This is a genomic window from Vibrio rotiferianus CAIM 577 = LMG 21460, from assembly GCF_002741985.1.
In the GTDB taxonomy this organism is placed as follows: Bacteria; Pseudomonadota; Gammaproteobacteria; order Enterobacterales; family Vibrionaceae; genus Vibrio; species Vibrio rotiferianus.
The window spans coordinates 1-19,812 of the sequence record NZ_APHW01000014.1; the positions used below are offsets into that span (position 1 = coordinate 1).

A 19,812-nucleotide genomic window follows, 5' to 3' on the forward strand; every position below is an offset into this window, starting at 1 on the left:
CTAGAGATGATTCATATTGCTCAAGACGCCGATGTAAGCCCAACTAGAGTTAGCTTTACAGCGGCAATAAACTTAATAGATACCCAGTTACGTTGGTTGGCACTTAGTCCTGATGGAACTCTACCGAGCAAACTCAAGCAAATGAGGGAAAGCATAAGTCACTTCATTTTACCGGATAAAAGAAAGGACCGAACGTATCCACGTTCAGTCCTTTTTGTCCCTACAAAATATCCATTTAGATATAAGCATTAATGCTTATCCGAACGGCATTACAGCGATTTGCTGGGCTTTTTTGAGAACTGGTCGGCGGCTGGTTAAGCTGCCTTAGCGAACTTTGCTAAAAAAGCGTCTTTGCGTTCGTGGAAGCGTTGAACTAAATCGTCTACCGCCTCTTGGTCGTATGGCTTAAGGCCACTAGCTACCATGCGCTTAATGCCTTTACCAACAACTTCACCATCTTCTTTGAAAGCGAAGTTTAGCGTCACTAAGCCTCGTTTGCCTTCAACGTCAAACGTTGCACCCGTAAAGTCCACTTCTGGATGAGTTAGGTCCAGACGGCTGAATTCCACTTCCATACTCTCGTAGATTACTAGAGGTCGTTGGCAGTTGATCATCATTTGTTTCTCTTCCATTAGAGGAACCATGATGTGAGGGAAGTTCATGCCAGAGAATTGAACGTAGTTTGTTACGACATGCTCAATGAACGCAGGGTTGTGGTTAGTTTCACCTTCACGCGACATGTGCAGGTATTCTTTGCCCGCATCATCGACTACCGCACTCTCTTTTTCACACTTATTTTCAATGTGAAGTGCAACACCATCATTTACCATTCCGGAGAAATCGAAACGCATCTTTTGGCTTACGCCTTCTTTGCTCAGCAAAACAGCAAAAAGCAGATCGCCAGGCACACAAAAGCGTTTGTTGTCTTCATCATGGATAGGGTTGTAATCACCAGCTACGCGTTTTGCGAAGTGACTTGCTTGCTCACGAGTGAACTGAAATTGGTGATTAGTATTTGAAAAATAAGGTGTTAGAAACATAATTTTTACGTAGTAACCAAAACTGTCAGGGATTATATGCGAATATCTGCGTAGCAATGGTCCATCCAGTGAAAACTTCACTGTATCTTAACAATGAAACGATAACTCAGCGGAATAAAGCACCAAAAATGGCGCTTTTGTATTGCACTATTCAGTATGGCTATAAATCAGTAATTTACCATATCATTGAAGGACGCGATGCGTATAAATACAATAAAGGCTCCACGAAGGAGCCTTTAGGTCATCAGCAATAATGATTAATGCACGCTAGGGAGCAAGCTCTCTGGCATCAATGCGTTATGAAGAGCAAGCTTGAGTAGTGCGTTGGCTTGCTCAATATCTGGTGCGAAGTAGCGGTCTTTGTCGTAGAACGACACTTTTTCACGCAGCATTTGTTTTGCAATCTCGATACGTTCAGAAGATTTGTTTGGCGCGCGGAAATCCAACCCTTGCGCTGCTGACAAGTATTCAACCGCCAAAATACCACGCGTGTTTTCACCCATCTCTTTCAGACGACGAGCTGCGAAGGTCGCCATTGATACGTGGTCTTCTTGGTTTGCGGATGTTGGCAAGCTATCGACAGAAGCTGGGTGAGCCAGTGTTTTGTTTTCACTCGCAAGCGCTGCTGACGTTACCTGCGCAATCATAAAGCCCGAGTTGACGCCGCCATTGTCGACCAAGAATGGAGGAAGTTTAGACAGAGCACTATCAATAAGCAGTGCCATGCGACGCTCTGACAAACTACCAATCTCTGCAATCGCAAGAGCAAGGTTATCCGCGGCCATAGCAACGGGCTCAGCATGGAAGTTACCACCAGAGATGACGTCGTCGTCTTCTGCGAACACAAGCGGGTTATCCGATACCGAGTTCGCCTCTACTTGCAGAGTGTCTGCCGCATTGCGAATTTGTTGTAAACAAGCACCCATAACTTGAGGCTGACAGCGCAGTGAATAAGGGTCTTGAACCTTTTCACAGTTGGTATGGGATTCACCAATCTCACTGGTTGCTTCTAACATATGTCGATACGCTAACGCCGCATCCATTTGGCTGCGATGGCCACGAACACGGTGGATACGTGGGTCGAACGGGCGACGGCTGCCCAGTGCTGCTTCTACTGACATCGCGCCACAAACGGTAGCAGATGAGAACAAATCTTCGGCAATGAACAAGCCTTCTAACGCAAACGCCGTTGATGCTTGAGTACCGTTAAGCAGTGCAAGGCCTTCTTTAGGTGCCAGTGTGATTGGTTCTAGACCAGCAATTTGCAGAGCTTCTAAGCCAGAAATGACTTTGCCATTGTGACGCGCTTGGCCTTCACCAAGAAGTACCGTACTCATGTGAGCCAGCGGCGCTAAGTCACCCGATGCGCCTACTGAGCCTTTTTGTGGCACGCATGGATAAACTTGTGCGTTCACCAAATCAATCAGCATGTTGATCACTTTCAAACGCAAGCCTGAGAAACCACGCGCAAGGCTGTTGATTTTCAGCACCATCATCAAACGAACGGTCTCGTCGGACATGAATTTACCGATACCAGCAGCGTGTGAAAGCACAATACTGCGTTGCAGCGTTTCTAGATCTTCCGGCGCAATACGAGTGTTTGCGAGTAGACCGAAACCCGTATTGATGCCATAAACGGTGCGATCTTCTGCAATCACTCGGTCGACAACTTGAGTGCTTTCCTCAATGGCCGGAATGGCTTCTTGGTCGAGAGTAAGGTTGACAGGTGAGCGGCTCACCTGACGCAATTCGTTTAAGCTAATATGGCCTGGCTTTAGCGTTAAATTGAGCATGTCTTTCATCCTTACTTCAGCTTTTTCAGTTCTTCATTAAGCATTGGCAAATCCAGTTTTTGCTCGGCTGCACATTGTTTTGCGATGTCATATCCCGCATCGGCATGACGCATAACGCCCGTCGCTGGGTCATTGTGAAGTACGCGAGCAATACGCTCAGACGCATCATCACTGCCGTCACAACAAACCACCATACCTGAGTGTTGAGAGAAGCCCATGCCAACGCCGCCACCATGGTGAAGTGATACCCAAGTTGCGCCGCCTGCGGTGTTCAATAGAGCATTAAGTAGTGGCCAATCCGATACCGCATCAGAGCCATCCATCATGCCTTCAGTTTCACGATTCGGGCTAGCTACCGAGCCAGAGTCTAAGTGGTCACGGCCAATAACAACCGGTGCTTTCAGTTCACCGTTTTTCACCATTTCATTAAAGGCTTGGCCAAGGCGCTCACGGTCTTTCAGACCTACCCAACAGATACGTGCAGGCAGACCTTGGAACTGAATGCGTTCACGTGCCATGTCTAGCCAGTTGTGTAGATGAGGGTTATCTGGGATCAGCTCTTTTACTTTTTGGTCGGTTTTGTAGATGTCCTCTGGATCGCCAGACAACGCTGCCCAACGGAATGGCCCAATACCTTCACAGAATAAAGGACGAATGTAAGCCGGTACGAAACCTGGGAAATCAAACGCATTTTCGACGCCTTCTTCCAACGCCATTTGACGGATATTGTTTCCGTAATCCAGTGTTGCAGCGCCGCGGTTTTGCAGTTCTAGCATGGCTTGAACTTGCACAGCCATTGATTGTTTTGCCGCTTTAACTACGCCAGCTTCGTCTTGTAAGCGCATTTCTGCTGCATGAGACATGCTCCAACCTTGAGGCAGGTAGCCGTTCAATGGGTCGTGCGCGGAGGTTTGGTCTGTTACTACGTCTGGCGTGATGTTACGTTCCACTAGCTCAGGGAAGATGTCTGCTGCGTTACCTAGTAGACCGACTGAAATAGGCGTGTCGGATTCTTTGATCATCGCTAGGGCTTCATCTAGCGATGTGGCTTTCTTGTCGACGTAGCCTGTGCGCAGACGGTAATCGATGCGTGACTCGTCACACTCAACAGCAATCATTGAGAAACCTGCCATTGTGCCAGCTAGAGGTTGAGCGCCCCCCCCATACCGCCAAGGCCGCCAGTTAAAATCCAACGACCTTTCGCGTCGCCGTTAAAGTGCTTTTTAGCTACTGAGACAAAGGTTTCGTAAGTGCCTTGAACAATGCCTTGTGAACCGATGTAAATCCAGCTACCTGCAGTCATCTGTCCGTACATCATCAAGCCTTGTTTATCGAGCTCATTGAAGTGCTCCCAGTTGGCCCAATGTGGTACTAGGTTTGAGTTCGCAATCAGAACGCGTGGCGCATTTTTATGAGTCGGGAAAACGCCAACTGGTTTGCCTGATTGGACGAGAAGAGTTTGGTCATCGTCGAGTCTTTCTAACACTTCAACAATCTTATCGAAGCATTCCCAATTTCGTGCTGCTCGACCAATACCACCGTATACAACAAGCGAGTGAGGGTGCTCGGCTACATCTGGATCAAGGTTGTTCATCAGCATACGAAGCGGGGCTTCCGTCAGCCAAGATTTGGCGCGCAGTTGTGTACCGTGTGGAGCACGAATTGTTCTGCTTGTATCAAGTCGTGGATCTTGTCCCTGGCGCTGTGTCATTTTAAGACTCCTTTAGTTTCACGTGTGTACCAAGTCTGTGCTTGGCTATTTCTACTCGAGTAAAGTGCTGTTCGAGTTGATTCTTATTGGGTTAGGTTATTTTGGTTTATGGTCTTTCTCTGCCATGGCATTGGCAATGTCCCAACATAGGCGGGCTGCCAATCGAGCGGTTTGGCTATCGACGTCATAAGTGGGGTTATACTCGGCAATGTCTGCCAGCATGAGCTTGTTTTTGTAATGTAGGATTCGGTCGAGAAACGGCGAAATGATGTCGTAGCTGACCCCTCTTGCCGCTGGAGCGCTTACACCCGGTGCTGTTGCCGCAGGGAACACGTCCAAATCAATCGTTAGATAGAGGTAGTCGCAGTCATCGATAAAGTGCTGTAGTTGCGTTAAATGGTAGCTGTGGTTCATGTAGCAAAGCTGTTTGTCTTCCACATACCAAACATTGAGTTCGTCCGCTTTGTGGAATAGCGCTTTGGTATTGCTGCTGCGACTGACGCCAATGCAAGCGTAATGAAACTTCCAATCATTGCGTTGGCAGAAGTGATGAATTTGATTAAATGGTGTGCCTGAGCTCGGTTTTACCTCTGCCAGAGAGCTTTCAAAAGCGCGCAGGTCGAAGTGTGCGTCGAAGTTGATAATGCCAATCTTCGGCTGCTTGTCTGGGTGATGGGTTTTGAAGTACTCGGCCAACCCGGAAAATGATGCCCAAGCGATCTCATGCCCGCCCCCTAATACTACGACAGGTGAATGGGGCAGCGCTTGAGCAACCGTAGCTGCGCATTGCGATTGGCTGCTCTCTAGTAGGTCGTCTTCGCAAACGACGGTGCCGAGATCGTAAAGTGGTGCATCTTGGTGCCAAGCGAGATTTGCTAGGGCACGACGGATTAAATCCGGTGACTTTTTCGCACCAATACGGCCTTTATTTCTGGCAACACCCGCGTCGGTCGCAAAACCAAGGATTGAGATACCTTCGCTTCTGCTCGGTAACTCTTCAACAGAAATATTTTTAATCACGTGGTGAACGCGCTTACCCAGTTCTCCATCTTCTGCATCGTGGCGACCTTGCCAGTGAAATGGAGCGGTATTTGGATCTGATTGAGCCATGTTACAGTCCTCCGTGAGAGACATATTCACCATTTACTATACGACCTACTAAACGTTTTGCGCCGACTTGGTAACTAAGGTCTGCTGGGTGTTCGATATCCCAAATTGAGAAATCCGCGTCATAACCGATTTCAATCACGCCACGAGACTTCCCATAACCCAGTGCTCTTGCTGCGTTTTGAGTGACGCCACGCAGTGCTTCTTGAGGGGTTAGGCGGAACAGAGTGCAAGCCATGTTCATCATCAGGGTTAAATCTGCGAACGGTGACGTGCCAGGGTTGATATCTGTCGCTATCGCCATTGGCACCTTGTGCGTTCTAAGTAATTCGATAGGTGGTAATTGGGTTTCACGTAAAAAGTAAAACGCACCAGGGAGCAAGGTTGCCACAGTCGGGGAATTGGCAAGCGCCCGCACACCAATTTCATCGAGATATTCAATATGATCGGCAGAAAGGCCATTGTATTTTGCTGTTAGCGTAGTGCCGCCTAAATCAGAAAGCTGTTCAGTATGGCCTTTGACATGCAAACCGTGTTTTTTTGCTGTCTCAAAGACACGCTCGGTTTGAGCTAAGTTAAAACCTATCGATTCACAAAACACATCGACGCTGGTGGCGAGCTTTTCCTCTGCCACGAGGGGAATGATGTCGTCACAAATATGCTGGATATAATCGTCAGCGCGGTCTTTAAATTCTGGTGGAAGTGCATGAGCGGCGAGTAGGGTTGTGGTGATTTTTACTTTGCGCTCTTGTTCTAAGGCTTTCGCTGCGCGCAGCATCTTGATTTCATCTCGCAGTGTCAGTCCGTAACCAGACTTAACTTCGACTGAGGTAACACCGCTTGCAAGCAATCCATCTAAACGTGGTAGAGCGAGTTCAATAAGTTGCTCTTCGCTTGCTTCGCGGGTTGCACGAACGGTAGAAAGAATACCGCCGCCTTGTTTGGCGATCTCTTCATAAGGCACACCGTTAAGGCGCATTTCAAACTCGTTGGCACGATTCCCGGCGTACACAAGATGAGTGTGGCAATCAATCAAACCTGGTAGCAACAGCTTGCTTTGAAGATCAATGGTTTGTTCGTAGTGGTCTGGATTCAGGATGGATTCGGTTTCTGCGCTGTCTTCGCCTCTTGCTGCGGTACTGAGTGCAACAATTTTTCCTGACCGAATGCCGACGCGAGCAAGGGGAGAGGGTAGGTAGCCTTGCTCTCCTTCTTGCATAGTGACGAGGCGTGCATTTTCAATCAGCAAATCCATTCTGATACTTCCCTTTGATTTGTACTTTTAAATGTATATACAAATAAATAGGAGAAAAAAGCATCACTGGCAAGGCTAATGTTGCTGAAATGTGATCAAAACGAAGAAGTAACGCCTAGTTTATAGCAGGATCTTAGAGCTTAATTTGTACTTATTGCCCGGATGGTAAAGTAGCGCAGTACTCACCAGTTTATCTTGACTCCACGTTCGGCGGTTGAGCAGTAAACAAGGCTCGTTAGCTTGCATTTTCAAGTCTTGTTTAACGCGTCCCTCTGGCACTATCGCCTCAACAGTGTGCTCTATTGCACTGAGAGGACAGTTATCAGAAAGGTACTGGTTTGGTGTCATGCAAGTAAAGTCTTGTCGTAGGTAACTAGGTGCGTACTGGCTGTTGACCCAACGCAGCTCAAGCTGGATTGGATTACCGTCTTCAAAGTGGATGATCTCGCTGTAAAACACTGTGGTACCTAGCATCACGCCAAGTTTTGTCGCAATACTGTCATCGGCTTTGATAGCGATTTGCTGTAGCACTTCACTGTGATGAGCGCGGCCCCGATTCGTTATTTCATCGGCAATGTTGCGTATGTCTAATAGGGGGGATTCAGACTTCTCAGCCGGATCACAAACAAAGGTACCGAGGCGAGGGCGGCGTTGCAGTTTGCCTTCATTGACTAAGTCTCGAATCGCTTTGTTAACGGTCATTCGGCTGACACCAAACTGTTCCGTCAATTCGATTTCAGTTGCGATACGATGTCCAACCATCCACTCACCCGAATCAATTTTATCGAGGATAAACTGTTTGATTTGCATGTAGAGGGGCGCAGACATAATGACTTCCTTTTAATTGACTATACAAATAGTGCGTAATCTATGCACAAATTGCAAACAGATAGAGTCATTTTGTGCGCTGATAAAAGGAATTACTCCGCATTCTTATCGTCTATTACTTGCAGGATTTTGATCAGTTGTGTAAACAGAGACTTATCAAAATAACGAAAACAGACAGTCACAAAGGAATCGTATGTTTAAGAAACTAAAAGCGTCACTTGGTATCGGCTCAGCAAAAGTGGATACGATTTTAGATGAAATGAGCGTATATCAAGGCGCAACTTTACGTGGTCACGTTCACATCAAAGGTGGTGATGTCGAACAACAAATTGATGCCATCACCATCAAACTGAACACGGAAATGAAAGTCGAAGCAGACGACAGCGTTAGTTACCAAACTTTCACTATTGATCAATTGAAGGCGGTTGAACCGTTTGTCATTCAGCCGAATGAAGAAAAGCAGGTGCCATTTGAGCTTAAGCTGCATGATGAAACGCCTATTACCGCGGTTAGTGCGCTAAAAAATCAGTGCCATGTGTGGGTAGAAACGACATTGGATATCGGTTTTGCGATTGACCCGCGCGACCGAGATTACATTGAAGTTAAGCCTTTACCAGTAGCCTCTCGCGTGATTCAAGCGATTGAACAAGCGGGCTTTACTATGGTGAAAGCAGATGTAGAGAAAGGTTTCTTACGTGGCAATACCTTCTCTTCTCGCTCTGGCATTTACCAAGAACTAGAGTTTCGGAATAACGGTTTTGTTTCTACTAAAGAGATTGAGCTTTCCTTTATCTTGGACGGTGGAACGATCCATTGCTTAGCGGAGATCGACCGCTCATTTAGCATGTCTGGCGACCAATACCGTTCTTTCTCGCTACCGATCGGAGCGTCTGATTCACAAGTTGCGGCAGCAGTCGCGCCAACGTTAAATCTGTAATACTCCTAACTCTCCGTTTCTGGAGAGAACAAGTACCGATATCCAAACGTAAAGGCGATATCGGTACTGTTGTCCATATTTCTCGCATTCTCAATCGCCATTATCTCAATAGCTGAGTTCTCCATTAAATAGCGATATCCAATCACAAACTCATTTGATGCATCGGCAAACTCGCTAGGTCCTTCTGTCGAACCTTGATACCAATGATATTCGAGAATGAAGTGATGGTTTTCTTTGAGTGCATACCGATAGCCGAAGGCAAATGCAGCGGTGTTGTGGCGGTAGGGGAAGTCTTTTAGAGCACGATCGCCAGAGCGGAATGTCATTCCAACCATCGAATAGAACACATTGGCTGAATTCAATTGGTAGGTGTAATTAATTTGTAGGCCTTGCTCAAAGCTTGTACCTTTGAAGGTACCGTGTGGCACATCGTTGTAATAGAGACTCCCGCCAATAGACAGACCATGATGCTCATTTTGTAATAGCTGATATTGAAGGTAGGTAGAGAGATTATTCGCTAGCGTTTCGCCTTCGAAATCTTCTATTAATATGTCGTATTCAGGCATCGACATATAGAAACGGTTCTTATCGACCTCATCACGTCCATTCTGTCCAATACCAAAAAAGTCGTGAAAGCTTTCGGTCAGTCCATCTAAATGGTTATCTGCTGCAAAAACCCAGCGATAGTTCAACTCCCATTGCCACTTTTCATTGATTTGCCACTTGCCGCCTAACTCGAGTTGGTTGTGGTAATAGTCGAGTGAATAGTCGCTGGTATGAGCCCAGACGCTAGCAATTGTGCCTGACGTATACGCTTCAACATAACCGGAGGGGAGGCTATATCCAGAGCGAAGGACATTGGTGTGGCTGACAACCTGGATAGGAGATTGAGCATATGAACGAAGCGGGCCGTAAAGGTCGCTAGTAGCATATGTAATAGAAGGATAAGCAGTGAGTAAGGAAATAAGACTTAGTCTCAATCTAAAATGCATAAGATGCTTTCTTAACTATATCTTTATCAATAAAATTAATTATAGTTTCATTGAATATCGAACGCTGTTCAATTTAATTAGTTCATCAATCCTCAGCTTCTGATGAATATGAAATAACTTAGCTCAATTTAATTCCACCTTTGCATTCTAAATGTGAGCTATGTACAATCCTCGTTCCGATGAAGGTCCGGTATTCGTGTTACTGAGCGACCGTCATCGACTCTCGAAATATCTTCTAATTTGAATAACATGTGTTGCTTGGTGTGCAACACCACTGTAAAGGACATAGCATGCCTATTATTACTCTTCCTGACGGCAGTCAGCGTCAATTTGACAACCCAGTTTCTACTATGGAAGTTGCGCAATCGATCGGTCCTGGTCTTGCAAAAGCAACTATCGCTGGTCGTGTAAACGGTAACCGCGTTGATGCGTACGATCTAATTGAAGAAGACGCAAGTCTTGAGATCATCACAGTAAAAGATGAAGTAGACGGTCTAGAAATCGTTCGCCACTCTTGTGCTCACCTTCTTGGTCACGCTCTTAAGCAGCTTTACCCTCAAGCTAAAATGGCGATCGGTCCAACCATCGACAACGGCTTCTACTACGACATCGACTTAGATGAGTCTCTAACGCAAGACGATCTTGAAAAGATTGAAAAGCGTATGAAAGAGCTAGCGAAAACCAAGTACGAAGTTGTTAAGAAAAAAGTTAGCTGGCAGGAAGCACGTGATACGTTTGAATCACGTGGCGAACCATACAAAGTGGAAATCCTAGACGAAAACGTATCTCGTGATGATCGTCCAGGTCTTTACCACCATGAAGAATACATCGACATGTGTCGTGGTCCTCACGTTCCTAACATGAGCTTCTGTCAACATTTCACTCTATTGAATGTTGCAGGTGCTTACTGGCGTGGTAACAGCGACAACAAAATGCTTCAACGTATCTACGGTACCGCTTTCCACGATAAGAAAGCATTGAAAGCGCACCTAACTCGTTTAGAAGAAGCAGCTAAGCGTGACCACCGTAAGATTGGTAAGCAACTAGACCTATTCCACATGCAGCAAGAAGCACCAGGCATGGTGTTCTGGCATCACAACGGTTGGTCTATCTTCCGTGATCTAGAAGTATTCATCCGCGCTAAGTTAGATGAGTACGGTTACCAAGAAGTAAAAGGTCCTCTAATGATGGACCGTGTTCTTTGGGAACGCTCTGGTCACTGGGACAAATACGCAGACGCGATGTTCACAACTTCTTCTGAGAACCGTGAATACGCGATCAAGCCAATGAACTGTCCAGGTCACGTACAGATCTTTAACCAAGGTCTAAAATCGTACCGCGACCTACCACTACGTATGGCTGAGTTCGGCTCATGTCACCGTAATGAACCATCTGGTGCACTACACGGTATTATGCGTGTACGTGGCTTCACTCAGGATGACGCTCACATTTTCTGTACTGAGAGCCAAATTCAAGAAGAAGTAACAAATTGTATCAAGATGGTGTACGATACGTACCAAACATTTGGTTTCGACAACATCGTAGTGAAACTGTCTACTCGTCCAGAAAAACGCGTAGGTTCAGATGAAATCTGGGATCAATCTGAAGAAGCATTGAAACAGTCTCTAGAATCAATGGAAATTCCATACGAGATTCAAGAAGGTGAGGGTGCATTCTACGGTCCTAAGATCGAATTCACACTATACGACTGTCTAGACCGTGCATGGCAGTGTGGTACTGTTCAGCTAGACTTCAACCTACCAGGTCGCCTAGGTGCAACTTATGTAGGTGAAAACAATGAACGTCTTGTTCCGGTGATGATTCACCGTGCGATTCTAGGTTCACTAGAGCGTTTCATTGGTATTCTTATCGAAGATTATGCAGGTTTCTTCCCAACTTGGTTGGCGCCGGAACAGGCAATTCTTATGAACATTACTGATAAACAGTCAGATTATGTTCAGGAAGTAGTACAAAAACTACAAAAAAGTGGAATTAGAGCTAAAGCGGACTTGAGAAATGAGAAGATTGGCTTTAAAATCCGCGAACACACTTTGAAGCGTGTACCGTATATGCTTGTTGTCGGTGACCAAGAGATGGAAGCTGGCGAAATCGCAGTACGTACTCGTAAAGGTAAAGATCTCGGCAAATTTAAAGTGGATGATTTCATTTCATACATCCAAGACGAGATTTCAAGCCGTAAGCTCAATCTGGAGGAATAAGCTATTAAAGGCGGAAGACGCGGCCAACAGCCGGTAAAACAAAACCCACACCGTATGAACGGTGAAATTCGTGGCGTTCGTGAAGTTCGACTAACAGGCGCTGACGGTGAATCAGTTGGTGTTGTATCGATTCAAGAAGCGATCGCAGCTGCTGAAGAAGCAGGCATGGATCTTGTGGAGATCAGTCCTAACGCTGAGCCGCCAGTATGTCGTGTTATGGACTACGGCAAATTCCTCTTTGAGAAGAGCAAATCTGCTAAAGAGCAGAAGAAAAAGCAAAAGCAGGTTCAGATTAAGGAAGTAAAATTCCGTCCTGGAACTGATATTGGAGACTATCAGGTAAAACTACGCAACCTGACGCGTTTCCTTGAAGAAGGCAACAAAGTGAAGGTAACAATTCGCTTCCGTGGCCGAGAAATGGCACACCAAGACATCGGTGTTGACGTTCTAAATCGCTTGAAAGAAGACACTGTAGACTTTGCTGTAGTGGAATCTTTCCCAAGTAAGATTGAAGGTCGTCAGATGATCATGGTTCTTGCCCCTAAAAAGAAGTAATTAACGGCTCATCAAGTAATTAAGACCTAGCCGCCTTTCCTTCTAATAAAAGGTATAGCGGCTGGGTTTTGTTCGCCCTAATTACGTTGTTTATTAAACCTACTCAATGCGGAGTTATTCATCATGCCTAAGATGAAAACCAACAAAGGTGCTGCTAAGCGTTTTAAGAAAACTGCTGGTGGTATTAAGTACAAGCACGCTACTAAACGTCACATCCTGACTAAGCGTACTACTAAGAACAAGCGTCAACTACGTCCAAATGCAATTCTTCCACGTTGTGAAGTTGCTGCAGTTGTTCGTATGATGCCATACGCTTAATTCTTTTTAGTTATCAATCGTTTAGTTTAGGAGAAGCATAATGCCTCGCGTAAAACGTGGTGTACAAGCTCGTGCACGTCATAAGAAAGTTCTAAAACAAGCTAAAGGTTACTACGGTGCACGTTCACGTGTTTACCGCGTAGCTTTCCAAGCAGTTACTAAAGCTGGTCAATACGCTTACCGTGACCGTCGCGCTAAGAAACGTCAATTCCGTCAACTATGGATTGCACGTATCAACGCAGCATCTCGTCAAAATGGTCTATCTTACAGCCGTTTCATCAACGGTCTTAAGAAAGCATCTATCGAGATCGACCGTAAGATCCTAGCGGACATCGCAGTATTCGACAAAGCAGCATTTGCTGTTCTAGTTGAAAAAGCGAAAGCTGCTCTTTAATTAGCAGTTTAGGATTAAGAGAAGGAGAGCATTAGCTCTCCTTTTTTATTGCCTTCAGCTTTCGCTGGCGTAAACTTTCCCGTTTCCCGTTTCCCGTTTCCCGTTTCCCGTTTCCCGTTTCCCGTTTCCCTGCTTACATCCCAACTCTGACCAAATCAGTTGCTCTGATGACTGGATTTGTTATTTTGCCCCGACTCATCACATCATGGATAAGGAGTATCTGTGTTACCGAGCTATTGGGAATCAAAGAACTTAATTTTTTCTACTTTCGACACCACGCAGGCCGAATTGGCTAAGTCTCTATTCGCCTCTAATCATCCAAAAGTGGCTCAAGACCATACCTTTCGTGACTGGCCGATTTGCGAGTATGAAGCGCTAATTTCAAAGAGTGCTTTGCTGAAAAGGCCGGAAGATCTAGAAGCCTTCTACCTCAGGAAAATCTTGACAAAAGAGGGGGATGCTATAGGTCATATCCAACTCGAACTAAATTTTCCTGAGAAAGAATGCTTATGGATACCAATGTTGTGCTTGACTCCTAAGTATCAAGGCAGAGGTTTAGGAAAGGAAATCGTTGATAGCACACTGGCAGTTGCTCTTGAGTATGCGCCTTTCGATAAAGCTATGCTGAACGTGTACGTTGAGAATATCGACGCTTTTCGTTTTTGGTTTAAGCAAGGCTTCAATCAGATAGAGCAATTTGATGATACTGAGCATGAGTTAGGGCGCGACTATCACTGCATTGTTTTAAGCAAAGGAATATCACGTTAAATCATTCTGTTATCTACTTATGGTAGGGTGGATTCGGACAACAAGCAAAAGGACTAGGAATGAAAATCCGTGAACTGCAAGCGCATATAAAAGAGTTTGATCACGACCCGGAACAGAAGCACCATTACTTTCTCAAACTGATTGAAGAAGTAGGTGAACTGTCTGAATCGATTAGGAAAGGCGCTACAGGTCAGCCGACAGAGGACACAATTAAAGGAACAATCGCGGAAGAGCTCTATGACGCACTCTATTATATTTGTGCGCTGGCCAATGTTTATGAGATAGATTTAGAAAAAACGCACCAAGTGAAAGAGATACTGAACAAACGAAAATACAACCGCTAGGGAAGGGGAAGTCAAAATGGTTCAACGAATCAGTTACGAATTTTTGCCGCAAATTTCTGGTCCTTATGTTCATGCGACAAGACATAGCGAGACCTTGTATGTGTCAGGGCTGACAGCTATGGGTTCACCAAGCCAAAGTGGAAGTCTAATCGAGCAAACAAAAACGATTCTGTCTTACTTGTCGCAAATACTCGCCGAAGAACAAAGAGAGAAACGCGATTTGGTCAAGCTGACCATATTTGTAACCGACATGAACCAATTGCCAGAGATTCGTTCGGTGTTATTCGACTTCTATGAAGGTTATTTGCCAGCTTGTTCATTAGTCGAGGTGAGCCGTTTGATTCACCCCGACTTATCTATTGAGATTGAGGCAGTCATCTCATCTGAAGCATTGTAGAGAGGCTTTAATGAAAATAAATCGCTTGGATCACCTTGTACTGACTGTTAAAGACATTCAAACCACACTGGAGTTCTATACACAAGTTCTAGGTATGGAAAGTGTTACTTTTGGGGAAGGTCGTGTTGCTTTGGTATATGGGCGGCAGAAGATAAATCTTCATCAGCTTGGCAATGAATTTGAACCTAAGGCGAGTCAGGTGGCCTCTGGGAGTGCCGACTTGTGTTTTGTATGTGATACGCCAATTGCAAACGTGCTTTCCCATTTAAACTTCCATTCTATCGAGGTTATTGATGGCCCCGTCCAACGGACAGGTGCAATTGGTAACATCCTATCGGTTTACATCAGAGACCCAGATGGTAACTTAATTGAGTTATCTAACTATCTTACTGAGGTATAACATGATTTATTCAACAACCGAGACGATTCCTGGGCGAGAGATTGCCGAGATAAAAGGTGTCGTGACGGGCAATGTGGTTCAGTCAAAGCACATTGGGCGTGACTTCATGGCCGGTTTAAAAAGCATTGTTGGCGGAGAGATTCGAGGCTATACCGAAATGATGACTGAAGCCCGTAATATTGCTATTCAAAGAATGGTTGAAGATGCAGCGAACCTAGGAGCAGATGCCGTCGTCGGCATCCGTTTTACCACCAGTTCGATAGTGGATGGCTCTTCGGAAATTCTTGCATTTGGTACCGCAGTAAAGCTCGTTTAGAAATAGATAGCACTGTACGGTGTGTTGCAAAGTCATGATTAATAAGATGGATTTGTAAACTTTCCCTCGACTAACCCTCTTAAGCAAAATGCAGATGGTCGATTGTGATTCATAATCCGCCCCCTGAAAAGGGAGGTGTATTTATGCGTGATACGGTGTTGAACAATACGATTGTGACTTTCTGCGTTTGCTTGCTCGTTGCGACGTTAGCAGCTAAAGGTAATCTACTTGCCACCATGTTGTCTTTTCCTATCGACTTCTTGGGTTTGCTTGCTTTATTACTATTGTCTTGGCTTGTTTCCATTGTGGCTATTCTTCACTTGGAGAGAGGGCAGTGGAAAGAATCTATCTTGATGTATCTAATGTTGTATTATCTTGCTTTTGGTATTTTTGCTGATGGCAATATCAAAGGAATTGAGCATTCGGTTGGAGCAATTGAAAAGCTCAAAATGACTTTGGTTCACATCGCGGTATCAGTGCCGAGCATCTACATTCCTATCATTATTTTTGGAATCTCTGTTATACACTTACTGTTTTTACGTGCTCACTTGGTTGATGTCGATCGTAGTGTTTGCAAAAAAGCAATTCACCGAAAATAAACATTACGATTTTGCATAAAGATGCAATTTTGCCAATATGCTTTTTAGGGTGAATATTCTAAATTAGGGTTGTGCTTTGAGTAGGAAACACTCAAATTTCCGCTTAAAAATAGCATTAAATGCGACGAATGGCATGTTGTTTACAGTGTTTATAATCTAAATGATTTGTAATTTATAATGAAACTGAATGCATTACGTGGGCAGGTATCGGGTTGATAAATGTGATCAATGATATATTAATTCACGTTTTTCTTATAAAAATATGAACTTATGTCTTGCTACTTGGTTCTAAATTGTTACAAATATAATATAAACGTAACAGAGAACTAGGAACTTTTAATGAGAGAACTCACTCCCGAGTACTTGTTGGCAGCGTTAAGGCAGGCGATAAAAACAAAAGGGCTAACGTATCGAGAGCTATCAGAAAAAATGGGGATGCCGCTGTCAACCTTCAAGCGCCATCTTACTAGTACGAACCTAGCTTTAGATAAACTACTAGAGTACTGCCGAGCAGTAGATTGCACATTAGATGAGTTACAAAAGCTGGCTAACCAACTTCAAGCTGAGGATCAGGACTACTTTAGCCACACGCAAGACGAAGTCTTTTTCCAATTTCCCCACCTTTACGATTTCTACCGTGAACTACGTATGCTACGAGGAAAAGACGGCTATACCATTCTCATGAAAAAGTATGATCTTTCAAAACAAAGCATGTCAGATTATCTGGGAGCGCTTGAACTGCTCGATCTGGTTTATGTCGACGAGGAAAACAACATCACGTTGCATGGTCCTCTCTATTATAGTTATGCCGACAACTCAAAGCTTAATGACAAATATACAGAGATCATAAAGGAACAAACAACGAAACAGGAAAAGTGTGTTCGTGTTGCATTATCGAGAATGAAAATAACAGAGGAGCAACTACTCGTACTTGAAGAGAAAGTTGCTAAAATCGTGTTAGATTTTCATTCAAAGAACGTGGTGGCAGAGAACTTTAATGTATCAGATTTTACCAACGTACTTTTGATTGCCGGACCTCATGAACCCGTTACCTTTTCAGACGGTATAATCGAGACTCAGCAGCATTTTATTGATGACATTCGCTATGCAATAGCATCGGCAGGTGATAAACCTAGCTTATCTATATAGGAGTTTTCCGGAGTGTTAGGGAGAGTTTGAATGCTAAGTTTTTAACTCAACCATACACAGTTGGCGTTGACACTTAGCTTTTCGTGAAGGAAATGCTTATCGGCTTCTAGCATCTTGTTCATGGAGGGGAGTTTATTTAGCTCTATTCAATACGACTTTAGATTAAATTTGAGGGTTAAGTCAAAAGTCGTACGGTATGGAGATCTACGTCATTATTTTGACTGACTATTAAAGCAATTACTGATATATATCGTTACTATTCCTTATATTAATTGTGGTATTGGTTGCTGCACATAAGCAACTGAATATGCCAGTTCGTTGGTTAGGAGTTGTAACGGTGAATTCATTTCGTTGGGATAAGTATTTTGAAACTGGAATAGAGCTAGTCGATGAGCAGCACCAGTATCTCGTGGAATTCATCAATAAATATGGTGAACTCCTAGCGAACAACAATATATCACTTCAAGACATTCAATTGGCTTTATTCGAGTTGTCTCGTTATGCAGAGTTCCACTTCAAGGAAGAAGAAAATCTAATGCGTGAAGTTGGGGTGCATTACGATCATATCCAAAAGCACATACAAGTTCATCGCTCTTTCATGACAGACATTGTTAGCATGCAAAGCTTTATTAGCGAAGAGAATAAAAAAGCAGCAGAACAGCTTCTTGATTTTCTAATTCACTGGTTGGCTTACCATATTCTAGGTATTGATCAAAATATGGCTCGTCAAGTTGAAGCTATTAAAAATGGTAGCTCGCCCTTGGACGCCTATGAAACCGAAGAGCGCAAAGCAGACAACTCCACCGAGCCTTTGCTTGAGGCATTAAGCGCACTTTTTCTTCAAGTATCAGAGCGGAATCGTGAGTTATTGAAGCTTAACTTGGTTCTAGAGGAAAAAGTCGCAGAGCGAACGAAACAGCTATCTCAAGCAAATAAGCAACTTGAAGAGCTGTCACTCACTGACTCTCTGACAGGATTACCCAACCGCCGTAGTGCAATTCGCACTTTAAAAAACTGTTGGCAAGAACAGGACATGCAGCTCGAGCCTTTAGTTTGTATCATGATTGATGCTGACTACTTTAAACAGGTTAACGACACTTGTGGTCATGACGCTGGAGATGTTGTACTCAGCGAGTTGGCCAAGGCGTTAAGACATTATTTCAGAAGTGATGATATTGTCTGCCGTCTAGGTGGGGATGAATTCTTGGTAATTTGTCCAGAGACTCAACTTAAAGGCGGTTTACATGTCGCTGAAGCGGTAAGAAAGCAAATTTCTCATATCCTCATACCAACAGGTCTAGAGCCTTGGCGAGGCAGTATAAGTGTCGGTGTCGCTGAACGTCGCAACGAGATGAAAACGTATACTGATCTCATCAAAGCTGCCGATGAATCTGTCTATTTAGCCAAACAAAACGGTAAAAACACAGTGTGTTCGGTCCAAGCGCCATCGCTGTGATTAAGTAAGTAAAAACACAATCATAGTGCATCCAAATCGCACTTGAGCTGATTGAGTGCGGTTGAACGTTTGTATGGTTAGTTGTTTTTTTTACGTTTTTGCCTTCTTTTTATTCAATAACCTCTTCTTTTCGTAATTCAATTTGGCATTGGTGGCTGGTTTGGCTACTATGTACAGCTATCAAAAAACCAATCACTCCTTTATGGACACTACCAATAGGTAGATGAGGAAACGATGCAACATCTAGAAGAGATCATTGCTAACGCGAGTGCAGCAATTGAAGCTGCAGAATCGCTAGTCGTACTTGATGAAGTGCGTGTTCAGTATCTAGGTAAAAAAGGTGAGCTAACTGCTCAACTTCAAAGCCTAGGTAAACTACCACCGGAAGAACGCCGTGAAGCTGGTCAAGAGATCAACAAAGCGAAAGGCGCAGTTCAGCAAGCTATCGCAGCTCGTAAAGACGCACTACAACGTGCAGAACTAGAAGCGAAGCTAGCAGCAGAAACGATCGACGTAACACTACCTGGTCGTCGTATTGAGAACGGTGGTCTACACCCAGTTACTCGTACTGTTGAGCGTATTGAGAAGTTCTTCGGCGAACTTGGCTTTAACACAGAGTCTGGTCCAGAAATCGAAGATGCATTCCACAACTTTGATGCACTAAACATCGCAGCTGATCACCCAGCGCGTACTGACCACGATACTTTCTTCTTCAACCCAGATTTGATGCTTCGTACTCACACGTCAGGCGTACAGATCCGTACGATGGAAAATGGTAAACCACCATTCCGTTTCATCGCACCAGGTCGTGTATACCGTAATGACTACGACCAAACGCACACGCCAATGTTCCACCAAGTGGAAGGCATGCTGGTTGATGAGAACGTAAACTTCGCACAGCTGAAAGGCATCCTGCACGACTTCCTATGTAACTTCTTCGAAGAGGAAGTAGAAGTACGTTTCCGTCCATCATACTTCCCGTTCACTGAGCCTTCAGCAGAAGTTGACGTGAAAGGCAAAAACGGTAAATGGCTAGAAGTACTAGGCTGCGGTATGGTTCACCCGAACGTACTACGTAGTGTAGGCATCGACCCTGAAAAATACTCTGGTTTCGCATTCGGTATGGGTGTTGAGCGTCTAACAATGCTTCGTTACGGCGTAAACGACCTACGTGCGTTCTTCGAGAACGATCTTCGTTTCCTAAAACAGTTCAAGTAATCCAGGGGATAAATCA

The 19,812-nt window shown here is 44.6% G+C and carries 20 protein-coding genes and 2 pseudogenes; 15 read left to right on the forward strand and 7 right to left on the reverse strand.

Translation table 11 applies throughout. The features are described from left to right. Positions 1-252: pseudogene (locus B853_RS06220) on the forward strand (IS4 family transposase); the annotation flags it as partial. Between the two features lie 62 nt (positions 253-314). Here B853_RS06220 and B853_RS06225 read toward each other — a convergent pair. From B853_RS06225 to hutC, 6 genes and pseudogenes are all read right to left on the reverse strand, one after another. Continuing rightward, positions 315-1,040, reverse strand: a complete 726-nt coding sequence (locus B853_RS06225) for a DUF3581 domain-containing protein (protein WP_038887058.1) — start codon at positions 1,038-1,040, stop codon at positions 315-317. A gap of 257 nt (positions 1,041-1,297) precedes the next feature. Next, a complete protein-coding gene (gene hutH / locus B853_RS06230) occupies positions 1,298-2,833 on the reverse strand; it encodes a histidine ammonia-lyase (RefSeq protein ID WP_038887067.1) in 1,536 nt (511 codons plus the stop codon). 11 nt (positions 2,834-2,844) lie between these two features. Next, positions 2,845-4,544, reverse strand: a pseudogene (gene hutU / locus B853_RS06235) (urocanate hydratase). A 96-nt stretch (positions 4,545-4,640) separates the two neighbouring features. After that, positions 4,641-5,654, reverse strand: a complete 1,014-nt coding sequence (hutG, locus tag B853_RS06240) for a formimidoylglutamase (RefSeq protein WP_038887062.1) — start codon at positions 5,652-5,654, stop codon at positions 4,641-4,643. A 1-nt stretch (position 5,655) separates the two neighbouring features. Next, complete coding sequence (hutI, locus tag B853_RS06245) at positions 5,656-6,906, reverse strand: imidazolonepropionase (RefSeq protein ID WP_038887064.1); 1,251 nt, start codon at positions 6,904-6,906, stop codon at positions 5,656-5,658. Positions 6,907-7,026: 120 nt separating this feature from the next. Beyond that, entirely contained in the window at positions 7,027-7,734 is a 708-nt protein-coding gene (hutC, locus tag B853_RS06250) for a histidine utilization transcriptional repressor HutC (protein ID WP_005428069.1), read from the reverse strand. 193 nt (positions 7,735-7,927) lie between these two features. Between hutC and B853_RS06255 the strand changes: the two genes are divergently transcribed. Next, on the forward strand, positions 7,928-8,671 hold the full coding sequence (locus B853_RS06255; protein WP_038885000.1) for a sporulation protein: 744 nt from the start codon (positions 7,928-7,930) through the stop codon (positions 8,669-8,671). A gap of 5 nt (positions 8,672-8,676) precedes the next feature. Here B853_RS06255 and B853_RS06260 read toward each other — a convergent pair whose 3' ends face one another. Beyond that, positions 8,677-9,663, reverse strand: coding sequence for a DUF3187 family protein (locus tag B853_RS06260; protein WP_038885001.1), 987 nt, complete (start codon positions 9,661-9,663; stop codon positions 8,677-8,679). 290 nt (positions 9,664-9,953) lie between these two features. On the opposite strand from B853_RS06260, the gene thrS reads away from it, so the two are divergent. The 13 genes from thrS to pheS all read left to right on the forward strand — a co-directional run bounded on the left by thrS (position 9,954) and on the right by pheS (position 19,796). Then, the gene (thrS, locus tag B853_RS06265) at positions 9,954-11,882 is read left to right on the forward strand and encodes a threonine--tRNA ligase (protein WP_038885002.1); all 1,929 of its coding nucleotides are present in this window, start codon (positions 9,954-9,956) and stop codon (positions 11,880-11,882) included. Positions 11,883-11,885: 3 nt separating this feature from the next. Then, positions 11,886-12,437, forward strand: a complete 552-nt coding sequence (infC, locus tag B853_RS06270; RefSeq protein ID WP_081469140.1) for a translation initiation factor IF-3 — start codon at positions 11,886-11,888, stop codon at positions 12,435-12,437. 123 nt (positions 12,438-12,560) lie between these two features. Beyond that, a complete protein-coding gene (gene rpmI, locus B853_RS06275; protein ID WP_010448653.1) occupies positions 12,561-12,755 on the forward strand; it encodes a 50S ribosomal protein L35 in 195 nt (64 codons plus the stop codon). 40 nt (positions 12,756-12,795) lie between these two features. Further along, the gene (gene rplT, locus B853_RS06280; protein WP_004727974.1) at positions 12,796-13,149 is read left to right on the forward strand and encodes a 50S ribosomal protein L20; all 354 of its coding nucleotides are present in this window, start codon (positions 12,796-12,798) and stop codon (positions 13,147-13,149) included. A 222-nt stretch (positions 13,150-13,371) separates the two neighbouring features. Beyond that, a complete protein-coding gene (locus B853_RS06285; RefSeq protein ID WP_038885003.1) occupies positions 13,372-13,917 on the forward strand; it encodes a GNAT family N-acetyltransferase in 546 nt (181 codons plus the stop codon). Between the two features lie 59 nt (positions 13,918-13,976). Then, a complete protein-coding gene (locus B853_RS06290) occupies positions 13,977-14,261 on the forward strand; it encodes a MazG nucleotide pyrophosphohydrolase domain-containing protein (protein ID WP_010448672.1) in 285 nt (94 codons plus the stop codon). 16 nt (positions 14,262-14,277) lie between these two features. Next, on the forward strand, positions 14,278-14,658 hold the full coding sequence (locus B853_RS06295) for a RidA family protein (protein WP_038885004.1): 381 nt from the start codon (positions 14,278-14,280) through the stop codon (positions 14,656-14,658). A 10-nt stretch (positions 14,659-14,668) separates the two neighbouring features. Then, a complete protein-coding gene (locus tag B853_RS06300) occupies positions 14,669-15,058 on the forward strand; it encodes a VOC family protein (protein ID WP_038885005.1) in 390 nt (129 codons plus the stop codon). Between the two features lies 1 nt (position 15,059). Then, a complete protein-coding gene (locus B853_RS06305; RefSeq protein ID WP_005443150.1) occupies positions 15,060-15,374 on the forward strand; it encodes a heavy metal-binding domain-containing protein in 315 nt (104 codons plus the stop codon). Between the two features lie 143 nt (positions 15,375-15,517). Continuing rightward, on the forward strand, positions 15,518-15,973 hold the full coding sequence (locus B853_RS06310) for a hypothetical protein (RefSeq protein ID WP_038885006.1): 456 nt from the start codon (positions 15,518-15,520) through the stop codon (positions 15,971-15,973). Positions 15,974-16,312: 339 nt separating this feature from the next. Beyond that, positions 16,313-17,122 carry a helix-turn-helix domain-containing protein gene (locus B853_RS06315; RefSeq protein WP_010448682.1) on the forward strand — a complete coding sequence of 270 codons (810 nt, stop codon included), beginning with the start codon at positions 16,313-16,315 and terminating at the stop codon, positions 17,120-17,122. A 337-nt stretch (positions 17,123-17,459) separates the two neighbouring features. Continuing rightward, entirely contained in the window at positions 17,460-18,578 is a 1,119-nt protein-coding gene (locus tag B853_RS06320; protein WP_038887003.1) for a GGDEF domain-containing protein, read from the forward strand. Between the two features lie 234 nt (positions 18,579-18,812). Then, positions 18,813-19,796, forward strand: coding sequence for a phenylalanine--tRNA ligase subunit alpha (pheS, locus tag B853_RS06325; protein WP_009841738.1), 984 nt, complete (start codon positions 18,813-18,815; stop codon positions 19,794-19,796). The last annotated feature ends 16 nt before the right edge of the window (positions 19,797-19,812 follow it).

Coding starts and splice junctions, on each gene's coding strand:
- B853_RS06225 (WP_038887058.1), bottom strand. CDS start 1,040: ATGTTTCTAACACCTTATTTTTCAAATACTAATCACCAATTTCAGTTC.
- hutH (WP_038887067.1), bottom strand. CDS start 2,833: ATGCTCAATTTAACGCTAAAGCCAGGCCATATTAGCTTAAACGAATTG.
- hutG (WP_038887062.1), bottom strand. CDS start 5,654: ATGGCTCAATCAGATCCAAATACCGCTCCATTTCACTGGCAAGGTCGC.
- hutI (WP_038887064.1), bottom strand. CDS start 6,906: ATGGATTTGCTGATTGAAAATGCACGCCTCGTCACTATGCAAGAAGGA.
- hutC (WP_005428069.1), bottom strand. CDS start 7,734: ATGTCTGCGCCCCTCTACATGCAAATCAAACAGTTTATCCTCGATAAA.
- B853_RS06255 (WP_038885000.1), top strand. CDS start 7,928: ATGTTTAAGAAACTAAAAGCGTCACTTGGTATCGGCTCAGCAAAAGTG.
- B853_RS06260 (WP_038885001.1), bottom strand. CDS start 9,663: ATGCATTTTAGATTGAGACTAAGTCTTATTTCCTTACTCACTGCTTAT.
- thrS (WP_038885002.1), top strand. CDS start 9,954: ATGCCTATTATTACTCTTCCTGACGGCAGTCAGCGTCAATTTGACAAC.
- rpmI (WP_010448653.1), top strand. CDS start 12,561: ATGCCTAAGATGAAAACCAACAAAGGTGCTGCTAAGCGTTTTAAGAAA.
- rplT (WP_004727974.1), top strand. CDS start 12,796: ATGCCTCGCGTAAAACGTGGTGTACAAGCTCGTGCACGTCATAAGAAA.
- B853_RS06290 (WP_010448672.1), top strand. CDS start 13,977: ATGAAAATCCGTGAACTGCAAGCGCATATAAAAGAGTTTGATCACGAC.
- B853_RS06295 (WP_038885004.1), top strand. CDS start 14,278: ATGGTTCAACGAATCAGTTACGAATTTTTGCCGCAAATTTCTGGTCCT.
- B853_RS06300 (WP_038885005.1), top strand. CDS start 14,669: ATGAAAATAAATCGCTTGGATCACCTTGTACTGACTGTTAAAGACATT.
- B853_RS06305 (WP_005443150.1), top strand. CDS start 15,060: ATGATTTATTCAACAACCGAGACGATTCCTGGGCGAGAGATTGCCGAG.
- B853_RS06310 (WP_038885006.1), top strand. CDS start 15,518: ATGCGTGATACGGTGTTGAACAATACGATTGTGACTTTCTGCGTTTGC.
- B853_RS06315 (WP_010448682.1), top strand. CDS start 16,313: ATGAGAGAACTCACTCCCGAGTACTTGTTGGCAGCGTTAAGGCAGGCG.
- pheS (WP_009841738.1), top strand. CDS start 18,813: ATGCAACATCTAGAAGAGATCATTGCTAACGCGAGTGCAGCAATTGAA.